The sequence below is a fragment of the Bacteroides sp. CAG:189 genome (assembly GCF_000432295.1).
GTDB lineage: Bacteria > Bacteroidota > Bacteroidia > Bacteroidales > Bacteroidaceae > Bacteroides > Bacteroides salyersiae.
This window is the reverse complement of sequence record NZ_HF991108.1, coordinates 1-17439: the sequence shown is the minus strand read 5'-3', so window position 1 is coordinate 17439 and position 17439 is coordinate 1. Positions and strand designations below refer to the sequence as shown.

Below are 17439 nucleotides of genomic sequence, written 5' to 3'. Positions count from 1 at the left end.
ATACTATAAAGCATTACCGGATTCTCGAATTCCGCAGCCACCTCGCGGATAATATGAATAGACTCAGCTTCGAGCTCTTTCAGATGGCTTAATTTATACTCTTCTTTCATTATATTCTTGTTTTATAAAATCTCTCTTTATCTTTTTACTTTCGGCAGAATCAGCTCCAACAAACGGTTGACCGATTCTTCAAGTGAAAGTCTGGAAGTATCCAACTCCAATGCCGGATGTTCCGGAGCTTCGAACGGAGCCGAAATACCGGTAAAATTCTTAATTTCTCCTTTACGGGCTTTGGCATACAGGCCTTTCACATCACGTTTCTCGCATTCTGCAAGCGGAGTACTGACATAGATTTCCAGAAAATCATCTTGCCCGATAATATTTGCAGCCATTTCACGAATATCGTTATTAGGACTGATAAATGCGGCAATCGTTATGATACCACTATCGATAAACAGTTTTGAGACCTCTGCTATGCGACGGATATTTTCTACTCGGTCAGCTTCGGAGAACCCTAAATTATTATTAATTCCACTACGGATATTATCACCGTCAAGAATACGGCATAACAATCCGCGTTTATGCAATTCGCGTTCCAATGCAATGGCAATCGTACTCTTTCCGGAGCCGCTTAATCCGGTAAACCATATCATCACACTGTGTTGCTTCAATAAATCTTCTTTGTCTTCCCGCGCTAACATACGGTCGAATATAGGGTAAATATTGTTTTTAGTTGAAAGTTGAGAGTTGAAAGTTGAAAGTTCTTCGTTCCCATCATTCTTTTCTATTTCATTATTATTTTGCTCCATATAGGTTATTTTTAGTCGTTTTTACAATACTGGCTGTCAGTTTAATCAATTCACTACAATTTTCATTCATCGATTCATATTCCGTTTCCGATATATAATCTGTTTCTTTTAACAACATCAGCCAATATTCTGTTTCATTGGCTTCTTTTAAAGCTATATTGACTTTATTTATGAAATCTGCAACAGATTGTGCATGTTCTGCTTCTTTCAACAAAGCACCAATGGCAGTACCACTACGTAACATCTGTTTCGATAATACATATTCATTTCTTTCACACAGCAACTTATAAAGTCTCACTACACGAATAGCAAAAACAAAAGCTTTCTCCCTAACTATACTCTTCCCCATTTCTTTGTTCTCATTTTCAACTTTCAACTCCCTATCTCCTCCAAACTTTCAACTTTCAACTCTCAACTTTCAACTCTAAAAGGGCCAAATTAGGGGTATCAGAAATACAGATATAAGGAAAGTTATGATATTTAGCGGCAAACCTATACGAACAAAATCCGTAAATTTATAGTTGCCGATACCTTGCACGATCAGATTTGTCTGATAGCCGATAGGAGTTGAAAAGCTGGCAGAAGCCGCCATACAGATAACCACAAAGAATGGTGTCGGATCGACTCCCAACTGTTGGGAAATAGCCAGTGCCAGAGGGAATGCCAAAGCCGCTGCCGCATTGTTTGTAATAAGCTCTGTAAACAGATTGGTTATGATAAACAGGATAGCCAACAAAACGTGAGGGCCATAATCGTTGCTCAAACTGATTATATAAGCAGCTACGCCATCGGCTACACCCGAATTCACCATCGCCTTGCTAATAGCAAAGGCACAGGCAATCGTAATCAGAATATCCCATGAAATGTATTTGGTATACTTGCGCGCAGGAAATATCTTAGTCCACGCCATTATGATAGTAGTAACCGAAACAAAGAAAAACATGTCTAATTTAATATTCGGAAACATCTCCTGCGTCACCGGCAACTCACCCACCGTGGCACCCAAAATCATCAGAATAAGCAGAATCAAAGCAAACCAACGTTTTTTCTTTCCGGGAACAGGCTCGGTGTCTTTTCCATTAGCAAGCAGCACAAAGACCGAAGACTCTCCCCAGGTAGGAACAAATGTTTCATCAGCCATCACTACCAAAGTATCGCCTTCACGGAGCACCACCTCATTAAGATTATCAATAATCCGTTGTCCGTTACGGGTTTTTATCTCCTTCACCTCCGCTCCATAATGACGCTGAAAATTAAACTCAGCCAAAGTTTTATTAATACCTGGAAAACGAGCTCCCAAAACAGCCTCCACACGATGCAAATTCTCTCCTTTTTCCACCTCTTCATCAGGCACAGCGGTATCCGGACGTGCATCAGGCAAGAGCTTCTTAGAAAAAACAAAAAGATAAATAATACCCGCAATAGCAATAAAAATACCGACTTTCCCCAACTCGAACATCGTAAAACCTTCATATCCGGCTTCAAGAATCATACCATGCACAACCAAATTGGTAGAAGTACCGATCAATGTACAGATACCTCCCAAAATAGTAACATAAGAAAGAGGAATCAAAAATTTAGTAGCCGGAAGATGAACAGCCTGTGCCCACCGTTTAATAATAGGAGCAAAAATAACAACGACCGGAGTATTGTTCAGAAAAGCAGAAATAAAAGCGATAGAAGGCAACATTCTAAGTTGTGCCTTAAAAACAGTCGTTTTACCCTCCGGAAGCAGTTTTTTGATAACTTGCCCCAATGCTCCCGATTGGCGAACACCTTCACTTACCAAGAAAAGCATGGCAACAGTAATCATCCCTTTATTACTAAACCCTTCAAGCATCTCTTTCGGACTAAGAATGCCGGCACAAAGAAAAAGTACCACTACCGAAAAGAGTACCATGCCTGGTCGCATCTTGTCCATAATAAGAGCAATCACCATTCCCAATAGCGATAGTAGTACAAATACAATTTCAAATGTCATAATCGGTACAAATCAATTAGTGATTTACTCTTTTCTTCTCTACAATAAACCAAGGATTCAGCAAATCCTCCTTATTATATTGTAGCGGCCACTCTTCACCGGCCTGATAAACTTCCATACCAGCAGCCCGTGCAATGGCATGCCCGGCAGCAGTGTCCCACTCCATCGTCGGAGCAAAACGGGGATATACATCTGCCTTTCCTTCGGCAACCAGACATATTTTTATCGAACTTCCACTCGAAATCAGTTCAACATCCGCATGTTTTCGTTTCATCTCATTAATATATGTTTCTGTTTCAGGGGTAAGATGCGAGCGGGAAGCTACAATTACAAAATGATCTTTCCGGGAGTCTTTCCCGGGCAAACGAACAGAAGAAGCTATCAACTTATCCAAAGAGGCAGAATCATCCAAAGCGGTAATTCCCGAAAGCTTATAAGCGCCCAAAGACTCTTCGGCGAAATATAGTTCCTGTTTTACCGGAAGATAAATAACCCCCAACACGGGAATGCCCTCATAAACCAATGCTATGTTAACGGTAAATTCTCCGTTACGCTTTATAAATTCCTTTGTCCCATCCAACGGATCGACAATCCAAAGCGTATTCCAACCTTTACGCACTTCATAATCCAAATGCTTTCCCTCTTCACTCAACACAGGAAAAGGAGTTTCATTCAGGATCATGGCAATCGTTTCATGTGCCTTACGGTCAGCAATTGTTAAAGGGGAGTTATCGGCTTTCCTCTCTATCTCAAAATCCGACTTCGGATCATTATAAATAGAAAGTATCTTTTCACCTGCTCTCAGGGCCGCATCAACAGCAACAAATAAATATTTCTGTTCCATCTTGTTATCTTATTATAACCCTGTTTCCAACAAGGCATACTATTTCATTCTATAAAGAGTTACAAAAGTAAAAACTTTATTTTCTCCCAAAGTTTCCACACTATCATTTATAACTTATTTTAGCAGTATGGCTAATATTACCAAATATTACTAAAATAAGGAAAGAGATATTTGTGAAAAAGGCAGTAACTTCCCAGCTACTGCCCTTGTTCCGGAAGGGTGCTTTCCCACTTCCGATATTACCAAAAAGAAATTATTAAAATACCCGATAAAGCAACCAGGCACCCTGGAAGTCTTTACGGTTAGGATATTTAGCTTTAAATGCGTCACGAGCCTGTGCAGCAGAAGCACGATCAGCGAAAGTACTTACAATCACACGATACATTGCAGACTCTGCATTGAATGCAATTGTCGCGTTGTAACCTTCGGCATCCAAAAATTCCTTCAAACCTTCGGCATTTGCCTTCAATCCAAAACTGCCGCATACCACGCTATAATCTTTCAGGTTATCTCCATTGCCCGATACGACCGTCACCTTTTCCTGACGGACACCATTAGCCGCATCAGTAGCTTTTTTCACTTCTACCGGAGCAGCAACAACCGGAGTCACTTCTACCGGAGCTTCTACCTGAGGTTCTGCCAGTTCTTGTTGTTTTGCTTTCTCGTATGCTTTCTTATATGCACTTTCGCTTGATTTACAGGAAGCAAATGCCAGTACCATGCATACACCCATTCCCAATACTACTAATTTTTTCATAATCTACATTTTTGAGTTAATAATTTCACTTTAATATTTTCTAAAGACCGATACAATCCCCTCATAATTAAGCCGAAGCGAAGAAGAAGAAAGTTCATCCACATGGAATATACGCTTATTTTCTTCCCATCCTATATACTTATCATATTCCGGTCCACCGTATTCAGGCAGCAAAATAATAGAAATTTTATCATCCTGCAAAGAATAATTCCCAAAAAAGGTTTGATAATTGCCATCTGCCAACAAACAAATGGCCGAAAAACTACCTTTCTGAAAATTATAAAATACGCTATCCACCGTTTGCGTTGTGCCGTCCGGAAATTCATAACGCCTCAACTGCCATTTATTAGTCAGCTTATCTTCATCGTCCGAACAGGCCGTTGCCACAGAAAACAGCAAAGACAGACATAAAACAACGTATAACCATTTTCTCATCATTCCATTTTCTTTTTATAGGAGATTGTCCCTGTAGCCTGATAGGTAGGCATCACCAACACTTCCGCTATCTGAATATGCTCGGGTGCCGAAGCTGCAAAATATACCGTTTCCGCAATATCCTCTCCGGTAAGCGGACGAATTCCTTTATAAAAATTGTCGGCCGCCTGTTTATCACCACGATAACGCACCACTGTAAAATTCGTTTCCACCATACCCGGCTTCACATTTGTCACCCTCAACGGAGTATCCACCAAGTCGATACGCAATCCATCCGACAAAGCTTTGACTGCCGCTTTAGTAGCACAATACACACTACCACCCGGATAAGCGGCATCCCCCGCAATAGAACCGATATTAATAATGTGTCCGCGTCCACGTTCCACCATTCCGGGAACAACCAGACGGGTTATCGCTAACAAAGCTTTTATATTCGTATCTATAACAACATCCCATTCATCCAGATTTCCTTCAAATTCTTTATCCACCCCGATTACAAGACCTGCATTATTTACCAATACATCAATGGCTTTCCAATTTTCGGGCAGCGAAGCCAATGCATCAACTGCCGCCTTACGGTCACGCACATCGAAAGGTAACAAAAACACCCGAATATCATAAGCCTTCTCCAGTTCCTTTTTCAACTCTTCCAGTTTAGCAACGTTACGGGCGTTAAGTATCACATCCGAGCCCTGTGAAGCAAACTTCCGGGCACAACCTTCACCAATTCCGCTACTTGCCCCGGTTATAAAAACAATCTTACCTCTCATATTGTTATCTATTATATAGAATTGAGCAACAAAAGTACGGCTTAACCCGCTATCTTTCGACCTTTCTCTTAGTTAAATAAGATTAAACCAATCGATATAAAAGTATTTACCACACAAGTTGGCGTATCTTTGCATAAAACAAGTGCACTTCAGCACAGTTCAAGCAAATTTGACTCTGTATTCGTTTGCATTATTTTGTCCTATAATAAATATAACAGAGCCGCGAGGCTCATTCAATTTTTTTACATGATATTTGAAAATTTAAATCTGATAGAGCCCATACTTAAAGCTCTTCAAGAAGAGGGATACACCTCTCCCACCCCCATACAAGAACAGTCGATCCCCGTTTTACTCCAAGGAAAAGATTTATTAGGATGCGCACAGACCGGTACCGGAAAAACAGCAGCTTTTTCTATCCCTATCTTGCAAAAACTATATAAAACGGATCACCGTAAAGGAATAAAGGCATTGATACTTACTCCTACACGTGAACTCGCCATCCAAATAGGCGAATGTTTCGAAGCATACGGCCGGTACACGGGACTGAAACACGCAGTGATATTCGGCGGAGTAGGTCAAAAACCTCAAACAGATGCGTTGCGCAATGGAGTACAAATCTTAGTAGCTACTCCGGGCCGTTTATTAGACTTGATCACTCAAGGATTCATTTCGCTCAAAACTCTCGACTTTTTTGTTTTGGACGAAGCCGACCGTATGCTCGACATGGGCTTTATCCATGACATCAGACGCATACTGAAACTCCTGCCGGCAAAACGACAGACGCTTTTCTTCTCCGCCACTATGCCTCCGGAAATCGAAACTTTGGCCAACTCTATGCTGACCGATCCGGAAAAAGTAGAAGTAACTCCGGCATCCTCTACTGTAGATACCATTGCACAACATGTGTATTTTGTAGAAAAGAAAGAGAAGAAAGACTTGCTTCTGCATCTGCTGAAAGATAAGTCTGTCGAATCGGTTTTGATCTTTACACGTACCAAATACGGCGCCGACAAATTGGCACGCACCTTGACAAAAGCGGGAATACGCGCCGAAGCCATACATGGCAACAAATCGCAGAATGCCCGTCAACGAGCTTTGACCGAATTTAAGAACCACACGCTCCGTGTACTGATAGCAACAGACATTGCGGCACGTGGCATCGATGTGGACCAACTGTCACATGTCATCAACTACGAACTCCCCAATGTCCCGGAAACTTATGTACATCGCATCGGCCGTACCGGTCGTGCCGGACACGAAGGCATCGCCATCTCTTTCTGCGAATCGGAAGAAATCCCTTATTTAAAGGATATTCAGAAGCTGATCGGAAAAACAATCCCGGTCGTGAGCGAACATCCGTTCATCACCAACGAAGGCATGAAAGCGCAAGAGGTGAAAACAGAAGAGATCAAAGCTAAAGCCAAAGAAAATAAAGTTTACCGTGGAAGCCGTTCCAATGGCGATTTCTGGCGTAGAAAGAAACAGGTACCCAAAAGAGAACAAAAAAAATAATCGGAAAAGACTCAAAAAAATCATGCCTTACAGAACATCCTTATCAATAAAAATGTTATATTTGTAGTATTATCATTTTAAAACATTAGAATTATGAAAGGACTTAATGTATTAGCAGCTTTTTTGGGTGGTGCAGCCGTAGGTGCAGCCCTTGGTATCTTGTTTGCTCCGGAAAAAGGAGAAGATACTCGTCATAAAATCGCAGAAATTCTTCGTAAGAAAGGTATCAAACTGAATCGTAGCGAAATGGAAAACCTCGTTGACGAAATTGCAGCCGAACTGAAAGAAGTAACCGATTAAAGAAGAACCAAAAAAAACAGAGCCATCATGTTTGCAGACGACAAAAGTATTGAAAACTTCCAGCAATTATTTTTCGAGTTCAAAAAATATCTGGAACTCCAAAAAGAATACACCAAACTGGAATTAACGGAAAAGCTGACTATACTCCTTTCCACCCTAATTATGGTTTTGGTACTTATCATTCTCGGGATGGTGGCTCTGTTTTATTTTTTATTCGCCTTGGCATATATTTTAGAGCCATTGGTAGGCGGTCTCATGGTAAGTTTCGGCATTATTGCGGCTATCAACATCTTACTAATTGCCATTGTCATTATTTTCCGCAAGAAACTCATCATCTCCCCGATGGTAAACTTCCTTGCCGGTCTGTTTCTTAACGATTCAAAGGAATAAGTCATGAACAATCAGCAACAAAAACCTCAGACAATCACATTAGAATACATCGCCCGGCTCAAAGCGGAGAAACTGGAAGAAATACGGGAACAAAAAAAGGCAATGAGCCGGACTACGCGAAGAATATTTGCACCACTTGCACCTGCCGCTTCTAAAGGAGATGCGCTGATGAGATCGTTCAATACAGGAATGGCGGTCTTCGACGGAGTCATGTTAGGATGGAAAATACTAAAACAAGTCCGTCGCTTCTTCAGAAGAAATTAGGAAAAATCTATCAAGAGCTACAATTCAGCAGCCATTGGCACAATCAATTTACAGCCATAACCAGCAGATAACCAGCATTTATAAGGATGTACACTTTTACATGGCAAGAGTATATGCTTTTGTAGTGTAAGAATATATACTTCTATATGACAAAAGTATATATTCTTCCGACCCTCTCTTTCATCCCGATTTATCATATCATAAAAAATCTTTTCCCTTAAAGACAAGATCGGCAGCATTCTTTGCCCCTATCTTAATCATCAAGCGTTTGCGATAAGTTTTAATCGTATTTTCACTGAGATAGATTAATTCCGATATTTGCTTGTTATTGAATCCCTTAACGATATATGCCAGTATCTCTTTTTCCCGTGAGGAAAGGTTCGGTCCTTTATTCTCCGTACAGATATAAAACTCTTTTCCATGCCGGATCATATCGAGAAACATCTCGTTGAAATAAGTTTCTCCACTCCGCAAAGCAGAAATCGCTTTTTGTAGCTCTGACAAATCTGCATTCTTCGAAACCAAACCATCAATATCGGCATCAATAAGTTTAGCCAGCATCCAAGGCTCTTCATGCATCGTATAGATCAGAATACGACTATCCGGTGCCTTATCGCGAAGCATTCGGAGTACACTGAAACCATCCGCTTGGGGAAATTCAAGATCTAATATATACATATTATAAGGAGAACGCGCAGAAAAATAATGTTCCAGTTGTTCCACTTCCATAATGCCATCGCATTTCACACCTTCCAATGCAGAAGCTATCTTCTTTATACCCTCCAAAACAATCGGATGATCATCGACAACCAGTATTTCACAGCATTCCACTTCCATACACCACCTCTTTTAGATTAAAACGTAAGCAAGAAAGCCGTTCTTCCACTTTCGTTCAATGTTTCAAAAACGGCCGATATCGATTTGGCACGGTCTTGAATTGTACGTATACCGATACCTCCTTGCTTATTTGTCGCATCCGCAGCCATAGCAGCAGAGAAAGCATTGCCATCATTCTCTATCCTCAACCGATATTTTTCATCGGTCACAGCACTGAGTGATACACTGACCGAGTGTGCTCCGGCATGTTTGGCAATATTCGTCATCAATTCTTGAGTTATACGGTATACTTCGTAAGCAGTTTCTTGTGGAACCCGTTCCCAACATGTGTCCGAAGCTGCTTCGTAAGCCAACACGAATCCATATGTTTTCTGCATATCGGTCAGATAGTAACCGATAATCTTATCGATACTTAAATGATTGAATTCGGGTGGCATCAATTCATGAGAAATATTGCGGACATTCTGCCTAAGCTCATTTACAGACTTCACCATTTCCTCCTTTTCATCCGGATTGTCTCCCACCGAACTCAATTTCATCTGTAATCCTAAAAGATCGTTAGCTACCCCGTCATGCAGTTCTTTGGCGAAACGTTTACGTTCACTTTCCAGTCCTTCAATGTATTTTCTGGCAGCTTTCAAATCGCTTTCCTGTTCCAAAAGCTTCATATTTTTCTCAATCTGTTTTCTTTTTTGCGTTGCGATAATAATGCTGATAGCCAACACCGCTATAAGTATTGTACCGATAATTCCCATTGCCATTCTATTTGCTTCCTGTTTAAGTTGTTCTTGTTGCAGACGAGCTATTTCCAATTCTTTTTCACGAGTTTCATATTTAGCGGAAAAATCCGACAGTTGCGTTTCCACCTTTCGCCGGGCAAGCGAATCGGTCCACATACGAGCACTATCCATATAAACATATGCTTTATCCTTTTCTCCAAGGTTCTGATAACATTTTGCCATTCTTAAATAGAGCGCATCTATGGCCGTCTGTTCGTTCTGTGGAATATTTTTAAGATACCGCAACCACTTGACGGCTTCTTTATACTGCCCATATTCCAGTAATAATCGCGCTTTCATTTCAATAAAGCCCAACCCTTCCACTGTTTCCGGCGGTGTTATTTTAAGCAATTCATCGCCTCGGCGCATATAATACATTACCGAATCTTTTTCCTGCCGGTTGGAATACATCGCCATTATATTGGGCAAACAACGCAACTCTGCCCGTGGAAGGTTGTGCTCTGAAGCAACTGCAATGGCTTTTCTGAGAGAAGGTATCCCCCGCTCCGACTCCTTCCTTAACATATATATAGAACACTCCACCTGATATGCAAAGACGATATCCGAAGCATTATCCGTTTGCTCTACATAAAAGATAGCTTTACGAATGTAGGTCAATGCTTCGTCCAGCCGCTTATTATTAGCATAAAACACAGCAAGATTATTATAAATATTGGCAAGCCATTCATCATTTCCAAGCTTCTCGGCCGAATCCAAAGCTTTTTCATAATAGACAAGAGCCGAATCCGGCATCTGACGGCGACGATAAATAATGCCGAGCGTACTGTAAGCATCAACCAATCCTTCAAGATCCGGATGCTCTTTCCGGTTCAGCAATCGAACAGCCTCCAACTTATCCGCAAGGGCACTGTCCATATCGCCTGTTGTATAATATAAAAGCCCTCTGCCATTGATTATTTTCGCATACCAATCTGTACTTTTCACTCCATTCTGACTTAGGGCCATATTGTAGAAATAGAAAGATGAATCATATTTCGCTTCATCCATGCACCTTTCTCCCTGTTTACATAAATTCTCTATAATCACATCCGAAGATCTTACCTCCGCCAAAACACCTGTAATTCCTACCAATAAACATATAGCCAATAGAAATTGCTTCCTCATAATATAAGATAAACTTTAGTTTTGTTTTTTAGCGAGACAAAAGTAGCATATTTTTCTACATACACACCTTATCAAGTTCATACTTTTAACCGCCTAATCGGGCGAACAATGCAAAATCACCCTTTTGGGTGACAATGACGCATATGTAATTGACCTACCTTTGTTGCAATCAATAATATTACTAATTTTTTCTTAAGCTTATGAAAGAACAAATTACCACATGGTTGTTTCTACTTCTATTGGGAAGCGGTTACAATATCGAATCGGTGCAGGGACAGAATATAATAAAGGAATCTGCTACCCTCTCGTACACCTATCAATGGAAAGAAGAAAACGGGAAATATACTCTTTCCGGAACGGGAAATATTTCCCGGGGAACAAAAGCTACCTACCGATTACCGTCTTTTTATTTCAGCGAATCAGCCAGTTACAAGCTCCCTATCTATTTGACAATACAAAACCTCAACAGAAGTAATGACGAGATCAGCTTGATAATCGGAGGTATAGAAGCCAAAGTTATGTACGATGGAGATCAAACAATAGAGCTACCTTATAATTTAAATACAGATGGACTTACCGAGGTTTATCTGCAAGCGACTCACATGCAAGGCTCAGTATCCAATGTTGTTATCAGTAATTATGTATCGCCCATCGACTATACTTACTCCGTGGAATCTGCCGGTAATATTTATGATATAGACGGTGATGGAAAGATGGAGTTTTTGGTAAACGCCGGCAAAAAAAATATACACGGATCGGTATATGCTTATTCCTACCAGTTTGCATCTTATAACTATCCGGGGCTGGATTGCATTCCCGATAAAGTGATACCGGGCGGAATTGATGACCTTTACCCCCGTATATGCAATTTGAACAATAATTCTGTCCCCGATTTTCGGTATTTAAGAGGCGGCAGCGTTGCCATCAGTCAACCGGATGGAAGTTGGCAATTGCAAGAAGGAGTAGTCGCACCTTACCCTTGTGACTACAATAACGACGGTAAGCCCGACTTGATGGAGAGTCAACGTTTTGTTTACCGCCAAGCGGAAGACGGTACTTTCATCCGCAGCGAAATCATACCGGTCAGTTCGGAAGAAGACACTTTATCTTACAATCGCTGGGAATCGAATTTTCAATCATCCGGCATCGGTCTTGGTAATTTAGGAGGTGATGTAGGAGTCCCTATCGGAGACAAAATCGACAAGAATGTGGCTTCTTTCAAGTCGAGCAGGGAGTATTACAGTATGGACTTCAACAAAGACGGTTATGAAGATCTGATTGATGAACAAACCGGTGCAATCTTGTTGAACCGGGGTAATAACCGTTTTCTCTACGCACCTCAAGAAGGTATGCTTTATCCCCGGGATTTAAACGGTGATTATATCACCGATTATGTGGTTTACGATAAATCCGATAAAATAGTAAGCACCATTGTATTCAACAAAGATGGTAGCATTGAAAAGCAGACTCTGATGAGTAATCTCACAATGGATGAGGATATCTATTTCTATGATTTTGACAATGATGGAGACATCGACATATTGCTGCCTTTTAGTAACTCCACCGATATAGGAGAATATTCGTATCTGGTGCTTTGTGTCAACGATGGTAAAGGACATTTCAAGATAAACGAAAACAATACTTATCGCAAAAAGCTGCATTTTATAGCATGTGCCGACATTGATAATGACGGTTATTACGATGTATTGGCTTTAGATGCTTTTAGCTATGACGATAATCGAACCTTATTCGGTGAGCTTTACTGCTTGAAAGGAACTTCCAATTTGACTTTTTCCGAATCGAGCGAACCGATCTTAAAAGATACGAGAATCAGGCATCCCAATGATATGAAAGCCATCCTCGGAGATTTTGACGGAGATGGCACCTATGACATGTTGCTACACAGCCAAGAGTATGACTATGATAAAAATCTCAATACAAGCAGCAGCCGATTCTTCCGATTCAATGACGTAGCAGTTTCCGGCAATAAAGCTCCCGACAAGCCCGCTTCTCCTACCATCGTATCCGATCCCGCCGCAGGCATGCTGAAAATTAACTGGGAATTGGGAAAAGACGACAAATCCCCTTCCATTGACTTAACTTATGCGTTACGAATCGGAAGCGAACCGGGTAAGGGAGATATTTTTTACGCTAATGCCGATATTAATGGTAGACGACTCAACATTCTTCCCGGAAACATGGGATATAATCTGGATAAAACACTAAATGTATCCGGATGGAAAAAAGGCAACTATTACATCGCTATACAAGCCATCGATCCGATGGGTAAAGGGTCGGCATGGTCGGATGAAGTGATCTATAAACATGAAGTTATCAATGCCGCTATTTTCATCTCCAACAAATCAATAACTACCGGAGATACTTTAATGGTGGCTTATGACGGCATCACCGATCCTACTTGCACCTATACATGGGATTTGAACGGAGGAGAAATTATCAAAGCAAATGCCGAAAAGAGCCAATTGCAGGTTGTTTTCAATAGCCAAGGCTCAAAAAGCATTTCACTTCAAGTGACGGATTCCGATGGCAATATCAGTCCTTCCGTAACCAATGACGTACATGTATATCCGGTTAGATTTGACGATAAAGGTTCAGCATATATAAAAGGTATTAGAATACCTTATATAATGAATGTTTCAGACACCGATAACGACGGGACACTTGAATTTATTACCAGTGATGGAGTCTATAACCTCAACGCCGATGGGCTCTTTGAAAAGTCACCGGGTATTTTCAATACAAATTTAGAAGTTAGAATTTCTTCTACACCTATTGATTTTAACAGAGACGGCTTAATCGATTTCATTGGAAATTTCAATGAAAGTATGGGAGATGACGCTCCTAATATTCTTATAAATCAAGGAAGCAACCGCTTTGAAGTTACAAAGGAACAATTAATGGAACAATTCAACTATTACGGCAAACCTTATAAAGACTATACACCTGTTGATTTTAATAATGACGGACGTCCGGATTTTATAGAAGAAAAAACAGAAACTTATGATGCCACACCATATACTTCTAAAATAATTATCCACGAAAACAGCGGAGATTGGAATACATTCATTCCGCACCAATTGTTTTACATCGGCCCAGAAGAAAACACTTATTTGCACAATGTATATTATACCGATATAAACAACGATAACCTAACAGATGTTATCTGCTCCGAAGGTATCTATCTAAACAAAGGAAATTTTGAATTTGAATGGATAGAAAGTCGCCTATCAACTTTCGAAAAGTATGTGCTCAATGATGAAATTCGTTATTGCGTCGATTTGAACAACGATGGAATCAAAGACTTATATTGTGTCAGAAGCAATAGGGGAGATACAGATTATTACCACGCCTATATCTACTTTAGTCAAAACGGTCAATTAACATACTCGGAAAATCCCATTGAAATACCCAACATCGCAACTTTCTTTGCAGATATAGACAATAATGGATATCCGGATATAGTTGCATCCAATATGAATCAAATCTTATACATGTACCCGAACGAACAAAGCGAACTATATACCTATGAAACTACCAGAGGCGGAAATGATGGTTCATGGGGAATAAACTGGCATTTTGCGGGGATTTATTATCCTCTCGATTTGAATGGAGATGGCAAACCTGACTATGTAGGAGAATGTAATGGATTAAAAATAATAAGCAATACCCGTATAACCAATACCGCTCCTGAAGTCCCGCAAAACCTGCGCGCCATACAAGACGACAAAGGTTTTGTCACCGTGGAATGGGATCCGGCAAAAGATAAAGAAACTCCTTTTACACAAATGCGTTATAATCTCAGCATCAAAAAACAAGGAGTAACCGGAGAGGGAGCATTCATTGTATCCCCAATGAACGGATTAAGCAATGAAGCCAAACCTATTCCGGCAAAATATGAATATCTGCACGGAACTCAATATCGCATTCCGGTATCCGTCATTCCGGTAGGGAAATATGAAGTTCAAATTCAATCGATTGATGCTTGGAACATCTCTTCCAACTTCTCAGAGCCGTTCATATTGGAAGTTACTCCCAAACCGCTCTTGAGCCTTCCGAAAGAAATTTGCCAAAACAAATCGGCCGTCATACGCTATAATGGCACTATAACAGACGATATTCAAATAGATTGGGGAGGGGCAGATCTGCTGCAAGACAATGGAGATAACAGCTATGAAGTTGTATGGACCACTTCCGGAATTAAAACATTGAAAGTTACTTCCGAAGGAGTCACTACCCCTGTTTCATTCTTGGTGAAAGCACCCATAGATGCCTCTTTCTCCCTGCCGGTTGTTACTATTGCCGATACAGAAACGTCCTTCAATATATCAGATGATATCTTCCTAACCGATCGTTCTTTCGAATTTGAAGTGACAACTACCGATGACATGGATCATTTTTACACCCCTGCACGCTTCGGTATCAGTTTCGAACACAAAAAGAACACAAGAGCAGTAAAAGCAATATTTAAGAAAGAAGGTAATTATGTGGTTAGACTGACGGTAAACGACAGCGGATGCGGTGGAGTAATGTCGACTAAAAATATCACGGTGAAAAAGGCATTTGCCAGGCCACAGATTTCTCTGATCTCCATAGACAAAGAAACCAGTAAAAATCAAATCAACTGGCAATTCAAAGACTTGCCGGATTATGTGACCAATGTAATGATCTATAAGGAAACCAACCATTACAATCAATTTGAATTAATAGGAGAAGTTACCCCATCTACCAATCACTTTATTGATATGACTTCCAATCCGGCCGTGACAACATCACGATACCAAATCCGTTTAAATACGTCCTTTGGCATAACAACAGATCCGGGTAATACTCATCAAAGCCTGCATCTGACAATCAATAAGGGAATGGGTGATAGCTGGAACCTGATGTGGAGCAAATACGAAGGTACCACTATCGACAATTACCGTATTTTGCGAGGTTTATCGGCAGACAACATGCAAGAGATTGCTTCTGTATCAGGAAATACAAGTTCTTATTCGGATATGAATGCTCCGGAAGGACTTTTGTACTACGCCATCGAATACAGCACCTATTACGAAGACGAATGGGAGCCTATGAGCAGTACTCTCCTGAAAATACCTGCAAGAAGTACTAAACTCGTGAAAGCGGAATCTAACATTGTCAATGTTGCAAACGCGCAAAATGTCACTTTTGTAGACGAACTTTACATTCGCCACTTAGAAGAAGAAGCCATATTAAATGACGATCAGCAGACATTACATCTGTACGCTGACGTCTATCCTGTGACTGCTGCTTATAAGAACGTAAACTGGACCATCACGCAAGGCGAAGATCTGGCATATATTACAGCCAAAGGTTTGCTGGTCGCCAATAGCACCAAAGGCGGAGATATAATTGTGCGGGCTACCGCCATCGATGGTTCGGGAACCTATGCAGAAATAAGCGTTCCGATGTCAGGTATAATTCCGGATAATATCATTACTCAAAATGTAGATGATATGATTATTTATCCTTCTCCGGTATCCGACTTACTATTTATAAAAGGAATACCTTTATATGCAAACAAAGCTATTGTTTCTATCATTAGCATGAATGGACAATGTATGTTCATGAAAGAAGTCAGAAACGAAGAAACAGAAATATCATGCAGTAGCTACCCGACAGGTACCTATCTTTTAAGAATCGTATCCGAAGACAAAGTGACTACCCGGCGGTTTATAAAAAAATAAACTCAAAAAACTTCTATTCAAAAAAAGATCCCTGCTTCGGTGTTGAAGCAGGGATCTTTTTTTACTTAAGTTTCGACCGTATCAAACGGATATAATCTTCTTTGGGGCAATTGTCTCTTTTTTAACATTGTTAATCACCTTTTCCAAGTATTAATTCCTGTTCTACAAAACATTAATTCTTTAAGTGCAAGAATACGTATTCATGGCTATAAAGAATTAACATTAACAGAGTGTTAATATTAATTTCTTTTTCCGATGAATATGCATGCTTCTTCTTAACAAAATACCACCTTATATACTTGATATACAATATTTTATCTTAAAAACATCATTTCTCTGTTCTATCTTGCTTTACCGTTTTTTCAAAAGGTAGTTTATCTATACTTATCAATACAACAACTATATCAGTACTACCACCTCACAGTTACTCCGGATATATACGCCTTCTTCTATACCTCCCAACATTTCCATCCTCGGTTGGCACAGATGTAAACCACATACGTCCGCACCTTATAGTTCGGGAAATGCCGCAGTGTGTCTTCGGCATAGCGGTGCACCTGCTCTACATGTTCGGGCAGAGGCGCATCCGATGCTAACATCTTTTCCGCCTCTTTGGCTTTGTAATATTTGAACTCCACCAGACGGTCGTCCGTGTAATAATCCGCGCCCGGTATGCCGGGCATTTCGAAGTCGGCGCGTCCTTCCGAATTGTTCTGTTCGATGGCAAAGGTATAGCAACTGCTCAGGTAACGGGATACCAACTCGAAGAAAGAGCAACGGATGAAATTTTCATTGATCTTGTCGAATACCTGCGCAGGGAACTGGCCGAGGTATTGTTCGAAATAATTTCGCACAAGCGATTCGAAATCACGCTCGTCGACGAAGCGTTCGTAAGTAGGGACATACC

Annotated in this window: 15 protein-coding genes and 1 pseudogene; 5 read left to right on the top strand and 11 right to left on the bottom strand. The window is 40.6% G+C overall.

What is annotated here, in order from left to right; translation table 11 throughout:
* The 8 genes and pseudogenes from QVP90_RS14750 to QVP90_RS14715 form a co-directional block, all read right to left on the bottom strand.
* Window positions 1–110 (bottom strand): annotated as a pseudogene (locus QVP90_RS14750) (sulfate adenylyltransferase subunit CysD); the annotation flags it as partial.
* Window positions 111–137: 27 nt separating this feature from the next.
* The gene (gene cysC / locus QVP90_RS14745; protein ID WP_085930803.1) at window positions 138–701 is read right to left on the bottom strand and encodes an adenylyl-sulfate kinase; all 564 of its coding nucleotides are present in this window, start codon (window positions 699–701) and stop codon (window positions 138–140) included.
* 94 nt (window positions 702–795) lie between these two features.
* Window positions 796–1158, bottom strand: a complete 363-nt coding sequence (locus tag QVP90_RS14740) for a four helix bundle protein (protein WP_005923591.1) — start codon at window positions 1156–1158, stop codon at window positions 796–798.
* A gap of 75 nt (window positions 1159–1233) precedes the next feature.
* Window positions 1234–2790: an SLC13 family permease gene (locus QVP90_RS14735; RefSeq protein WP_007480464.1), complete on the bottom strand. Its 1557-nt coding sequence runs from the start codon at window positions 2788–2790 to the stop codon at window positions 1234–1236.
* Window positions 2791–2806: 16 nt separating this feature from the next.
* Window positions 2807–3634: a 3'(2'),5'-bisphosphate nucleotidase CysQ gene (cysQ, locus tag QVP90_RS14730; RefSeq protein WP_005923594.1), complete on the bottom strand. Its 828-nt coding sequence runs from the start codon at window positions 3632–3634 to the stop codon at window positions 2807–2809.
* Between the two features lie 256 nt (window positions 3635–3890).
* Entirely contained in the window at window positions 3891–4391 is a 501-nt protein-coding gene (locus tag QVP90_RS14725; RefSeq protein ID WP_005923597.1) for an SPOR domain-containing protein, read from the bottom strand.
* A 30-nt stretch (window positions 4392–4421) separates the two neighbouring features.
* Window positions 4422–4829 carry a lipocalin-like domain-containing protein gene (locus QVP90_RS14720; RefSeq protein WP_005923601.1) on the bottom strand — a complete coding sequence of 136 codons (408 nt, stop codon included), beginning with the start codon at window positions 4827–4829 and terminating at the stop codon, window positions 4422–4424.
* Window positions 4826–5596: an SDR family NAD(P)-dependent oxidoreductase gene (locus QVP90_RS14715; protein ID WP_007480463.1), complete on the bottom strand. Its 771-nt coding sequence runs from the start codon at window positions 5594–5596 to the stop codon at window positions 4826–4828. The genes QVP90_RS14720 and QVP90_RS14715 overlap by 4 nt, the downstream gene beginning before the upstream one ends.
* 246 nt (window positions 5597–5842) lie before the next feature.
* On the opposite strand from QVP90_RS14715, the gene QVP90_RS14710 reads away from it, so the two are divergent.
* The 4 genes from QVP90_RS14710 (at window position 5843) to QVP90_RS14695 (ending at window position 8062) form a co-directional block, all read left to right on the top strand.
* On the top strand, window positions 5843–7108 hold the full coding sequence (locus QVP90_RS14710) for a DEAD/DEAH box helicase (protein ID WP_005923606.1): 1266 nt from the start codon (window positions 5843–5845) through the stop codon (window positions 7106–7108).
* A gap of 93 nt (window positions 7109–7201) precedes the next feature.
* Window positions 7202–7408 (top strand): YtxH domain-containing protein, encoded by a 207-nt coding sequence (locus QVP90_RS14705; protein ID WP_005923609.1) that lies wholly within the window; start codon window positions 7202–7204, stop codon window positions 7406–7408.
* Between the two features lie 27 nt (window positions 7409–7435).
* Window positions 7436–7798 (top strand): phage holin family protein, encoded by a 363-nt coding sequence (locus tag QVP90_RS14700; RefSeq protein ID WP_005923612.1) that lies wholly within the window; start codon window positions 7436–7438, stop codon window positions 7796–7798.
* Window positions 7799–7801: 3 nt separating this feature from the next.
* Window positions 7802–8062, top strand: coding sequence for a hypothetical protein (locus QVP90_RS14695; RefSeq protein ID WP_021936852.1), 261 nt, complete (start codon window positions 7802–7804; stop codon window positions 8060–8062).
* Between the two features lie 198 nt (window positions 8063–8260).
* Here the strand turns inward: QVP90_RS14695 and QVP90_RS14690 are convergent, their stop codons facing one another.
* Window positions 8261–8899 carry a response regulator gene (locus QVP90_RS14690; protein ID WP_021936850.1) on the bottom strand — a complete coding sequence of 213 codons (639 nt, stop codon included), beginning with the start codon at window positions 8897–8899 and terminating at the stop codon, window positions 8261–8263.
* A 17-nt stretch (window positions 8900–8916) separates the two neighbouring features.
* On the bottom strand, window positions 8917–10803 hold the full coding sequence (locus tag QVP90_RS14685) for a tetratricopeptide repeat-containing sensor histidine kinase (protein WP_021936849.1): 1887 nt from the start codon (window positions 10801–10803) through the stop codon (window positions 8917–8919).
* Window positions 10804–11003: 200 nt separating this feature from the next.
* On the opposite strand from QVP90_RS14685, the gene QVP90_RS14680 reads away from it, so the two are divergent.
* Entirely contained in the window at window positions 11004–16532 is a 5529-nt protein-coding gene (locus QVP90_RS14680) for a T9SS type A sorting domain-containing protein (RefSeq protein ID WP_021936848.1), read from the top strand.
* A 449-nt stretch (window positions 16533–16981) separates the two neighbouring features.
* On the opposite strand, the gene QVP90_RS14675 is transcribed toward QVP90_RS14680, so the two are convergent.
* Window positions 16982–17439: PD-(D/E)XK nuclease domain-containing protein (locus QVP90_RS14675; RefSeq protein ID WP_288204653.1), on the bottom strand; the 458-nt coding region annotated here is incomplete at its 5' end.

What these genes read in the sequence shown, in the direction of transcription:
- cysC (WP_085930803.1), bottom strand. Translation starts at nt 701, where the DNA reads ATGTTAGCGCGGGAAGACAAAGAAGATTTATTGAAGCAACACAGTGTG.
- QVP90_RS14740 (WP_005923591.1), bottom strand. Translation starts at nt 1,158, where the DNA reads ATGGGGAAGAGTATAGTTAGGGAGAAAGCTTTTGTTTTTGCTATTCGT.
- QVP90_RS14735 (WP_007480464.1), bottom strand. Translation starts at nt 2,790, where the DNA reads ATGACATTTGAAATTGTATTTGTACTACTATCGCTATTGGGAATGGTG.
- cysQ (WP_005923594.1), bottom strand. Translation starts at nt 3,634, where the DNA reads ATGGAACAGAAATATTTATTTGTTGCTGTTGATGCGGCCCTGAGAGCA.
- QVP90_RS14725 (WP_005923597.1), bottom strand. Translation starts at nt 4,391, where the DNA reads ATGAAAAAATTAGTAGTATTGGGAATGGGTGTATGCATGGTACTGGCA.
- QVP90_RS14720 (WP_005923601.1), bottom strand. Translation starts at nt 4,829, where the DNA reads ATGATGAGAAAATGGTTATACGTTGTTTTATGTCTGTCTTTGCTGTTT.
- QVP90_RS14715 (WP_007480463.1), bottom strand. Translation starts at nt 5,596, where the DNA reads ATGAGAGGTAAGATTGTTTTTATAACCGGGGCAAGTAGCGGAATTGGT.
- QVP90_RS14710 (WP_005923606.1), top strand. Translation starts at nt 5,843, where the DNA reads ATGATATTTGAAAATTTAAATCTGATAGAGCCCATACTTAAAGCTCTT.
- QVP90_RS14705 (WP_005923609.1), top strand. Translation starts at nt 7,202, where the DNA reads ATGAAAGGACTTAATGTATTAGCAGCTTTTTTGGGTGGTGCAGCCGTA.
- QVP90_RS14700 (WP_005923612.1), top strand. Translation starts at nt 7,436, where the DNA reads ATGTTTGCAGACGACAAAAGTATTGAAAACTTCCAGCAATTATTTTTC.
- QVP90_RS14695 (WP_021936852.1), top strand. Translation starts at nt 7,802, where the DNA reads ATGAACAATCAGCAACAAAAACCTCAGACAATCACATTAGAATACATC.
- QVP90_RS14690 (WP_021936850.1), bottom strand. Translation starts at nt 8,899, where the DNA reads ATGGAAGTGGAATGCTGTGAAATACTGGTTGTCGATGATCATCCGATT.
- QVP90_RS14685 (WP_021936849.1), bottom strand. Translation starts at nt 10,803, where the DNA reads ATGAGGAAGCAATTTCTATTGGCTATATGTTTATTGGTAGGAATTACA.
- QVP90_RS14680 (WP_021936848.1), top strand. Translation starts at nt 11,004, where the DNA reads ATGAAAGAACAAATTACCACATGGTTGTTTCTACTTCTATTGGGAAGC.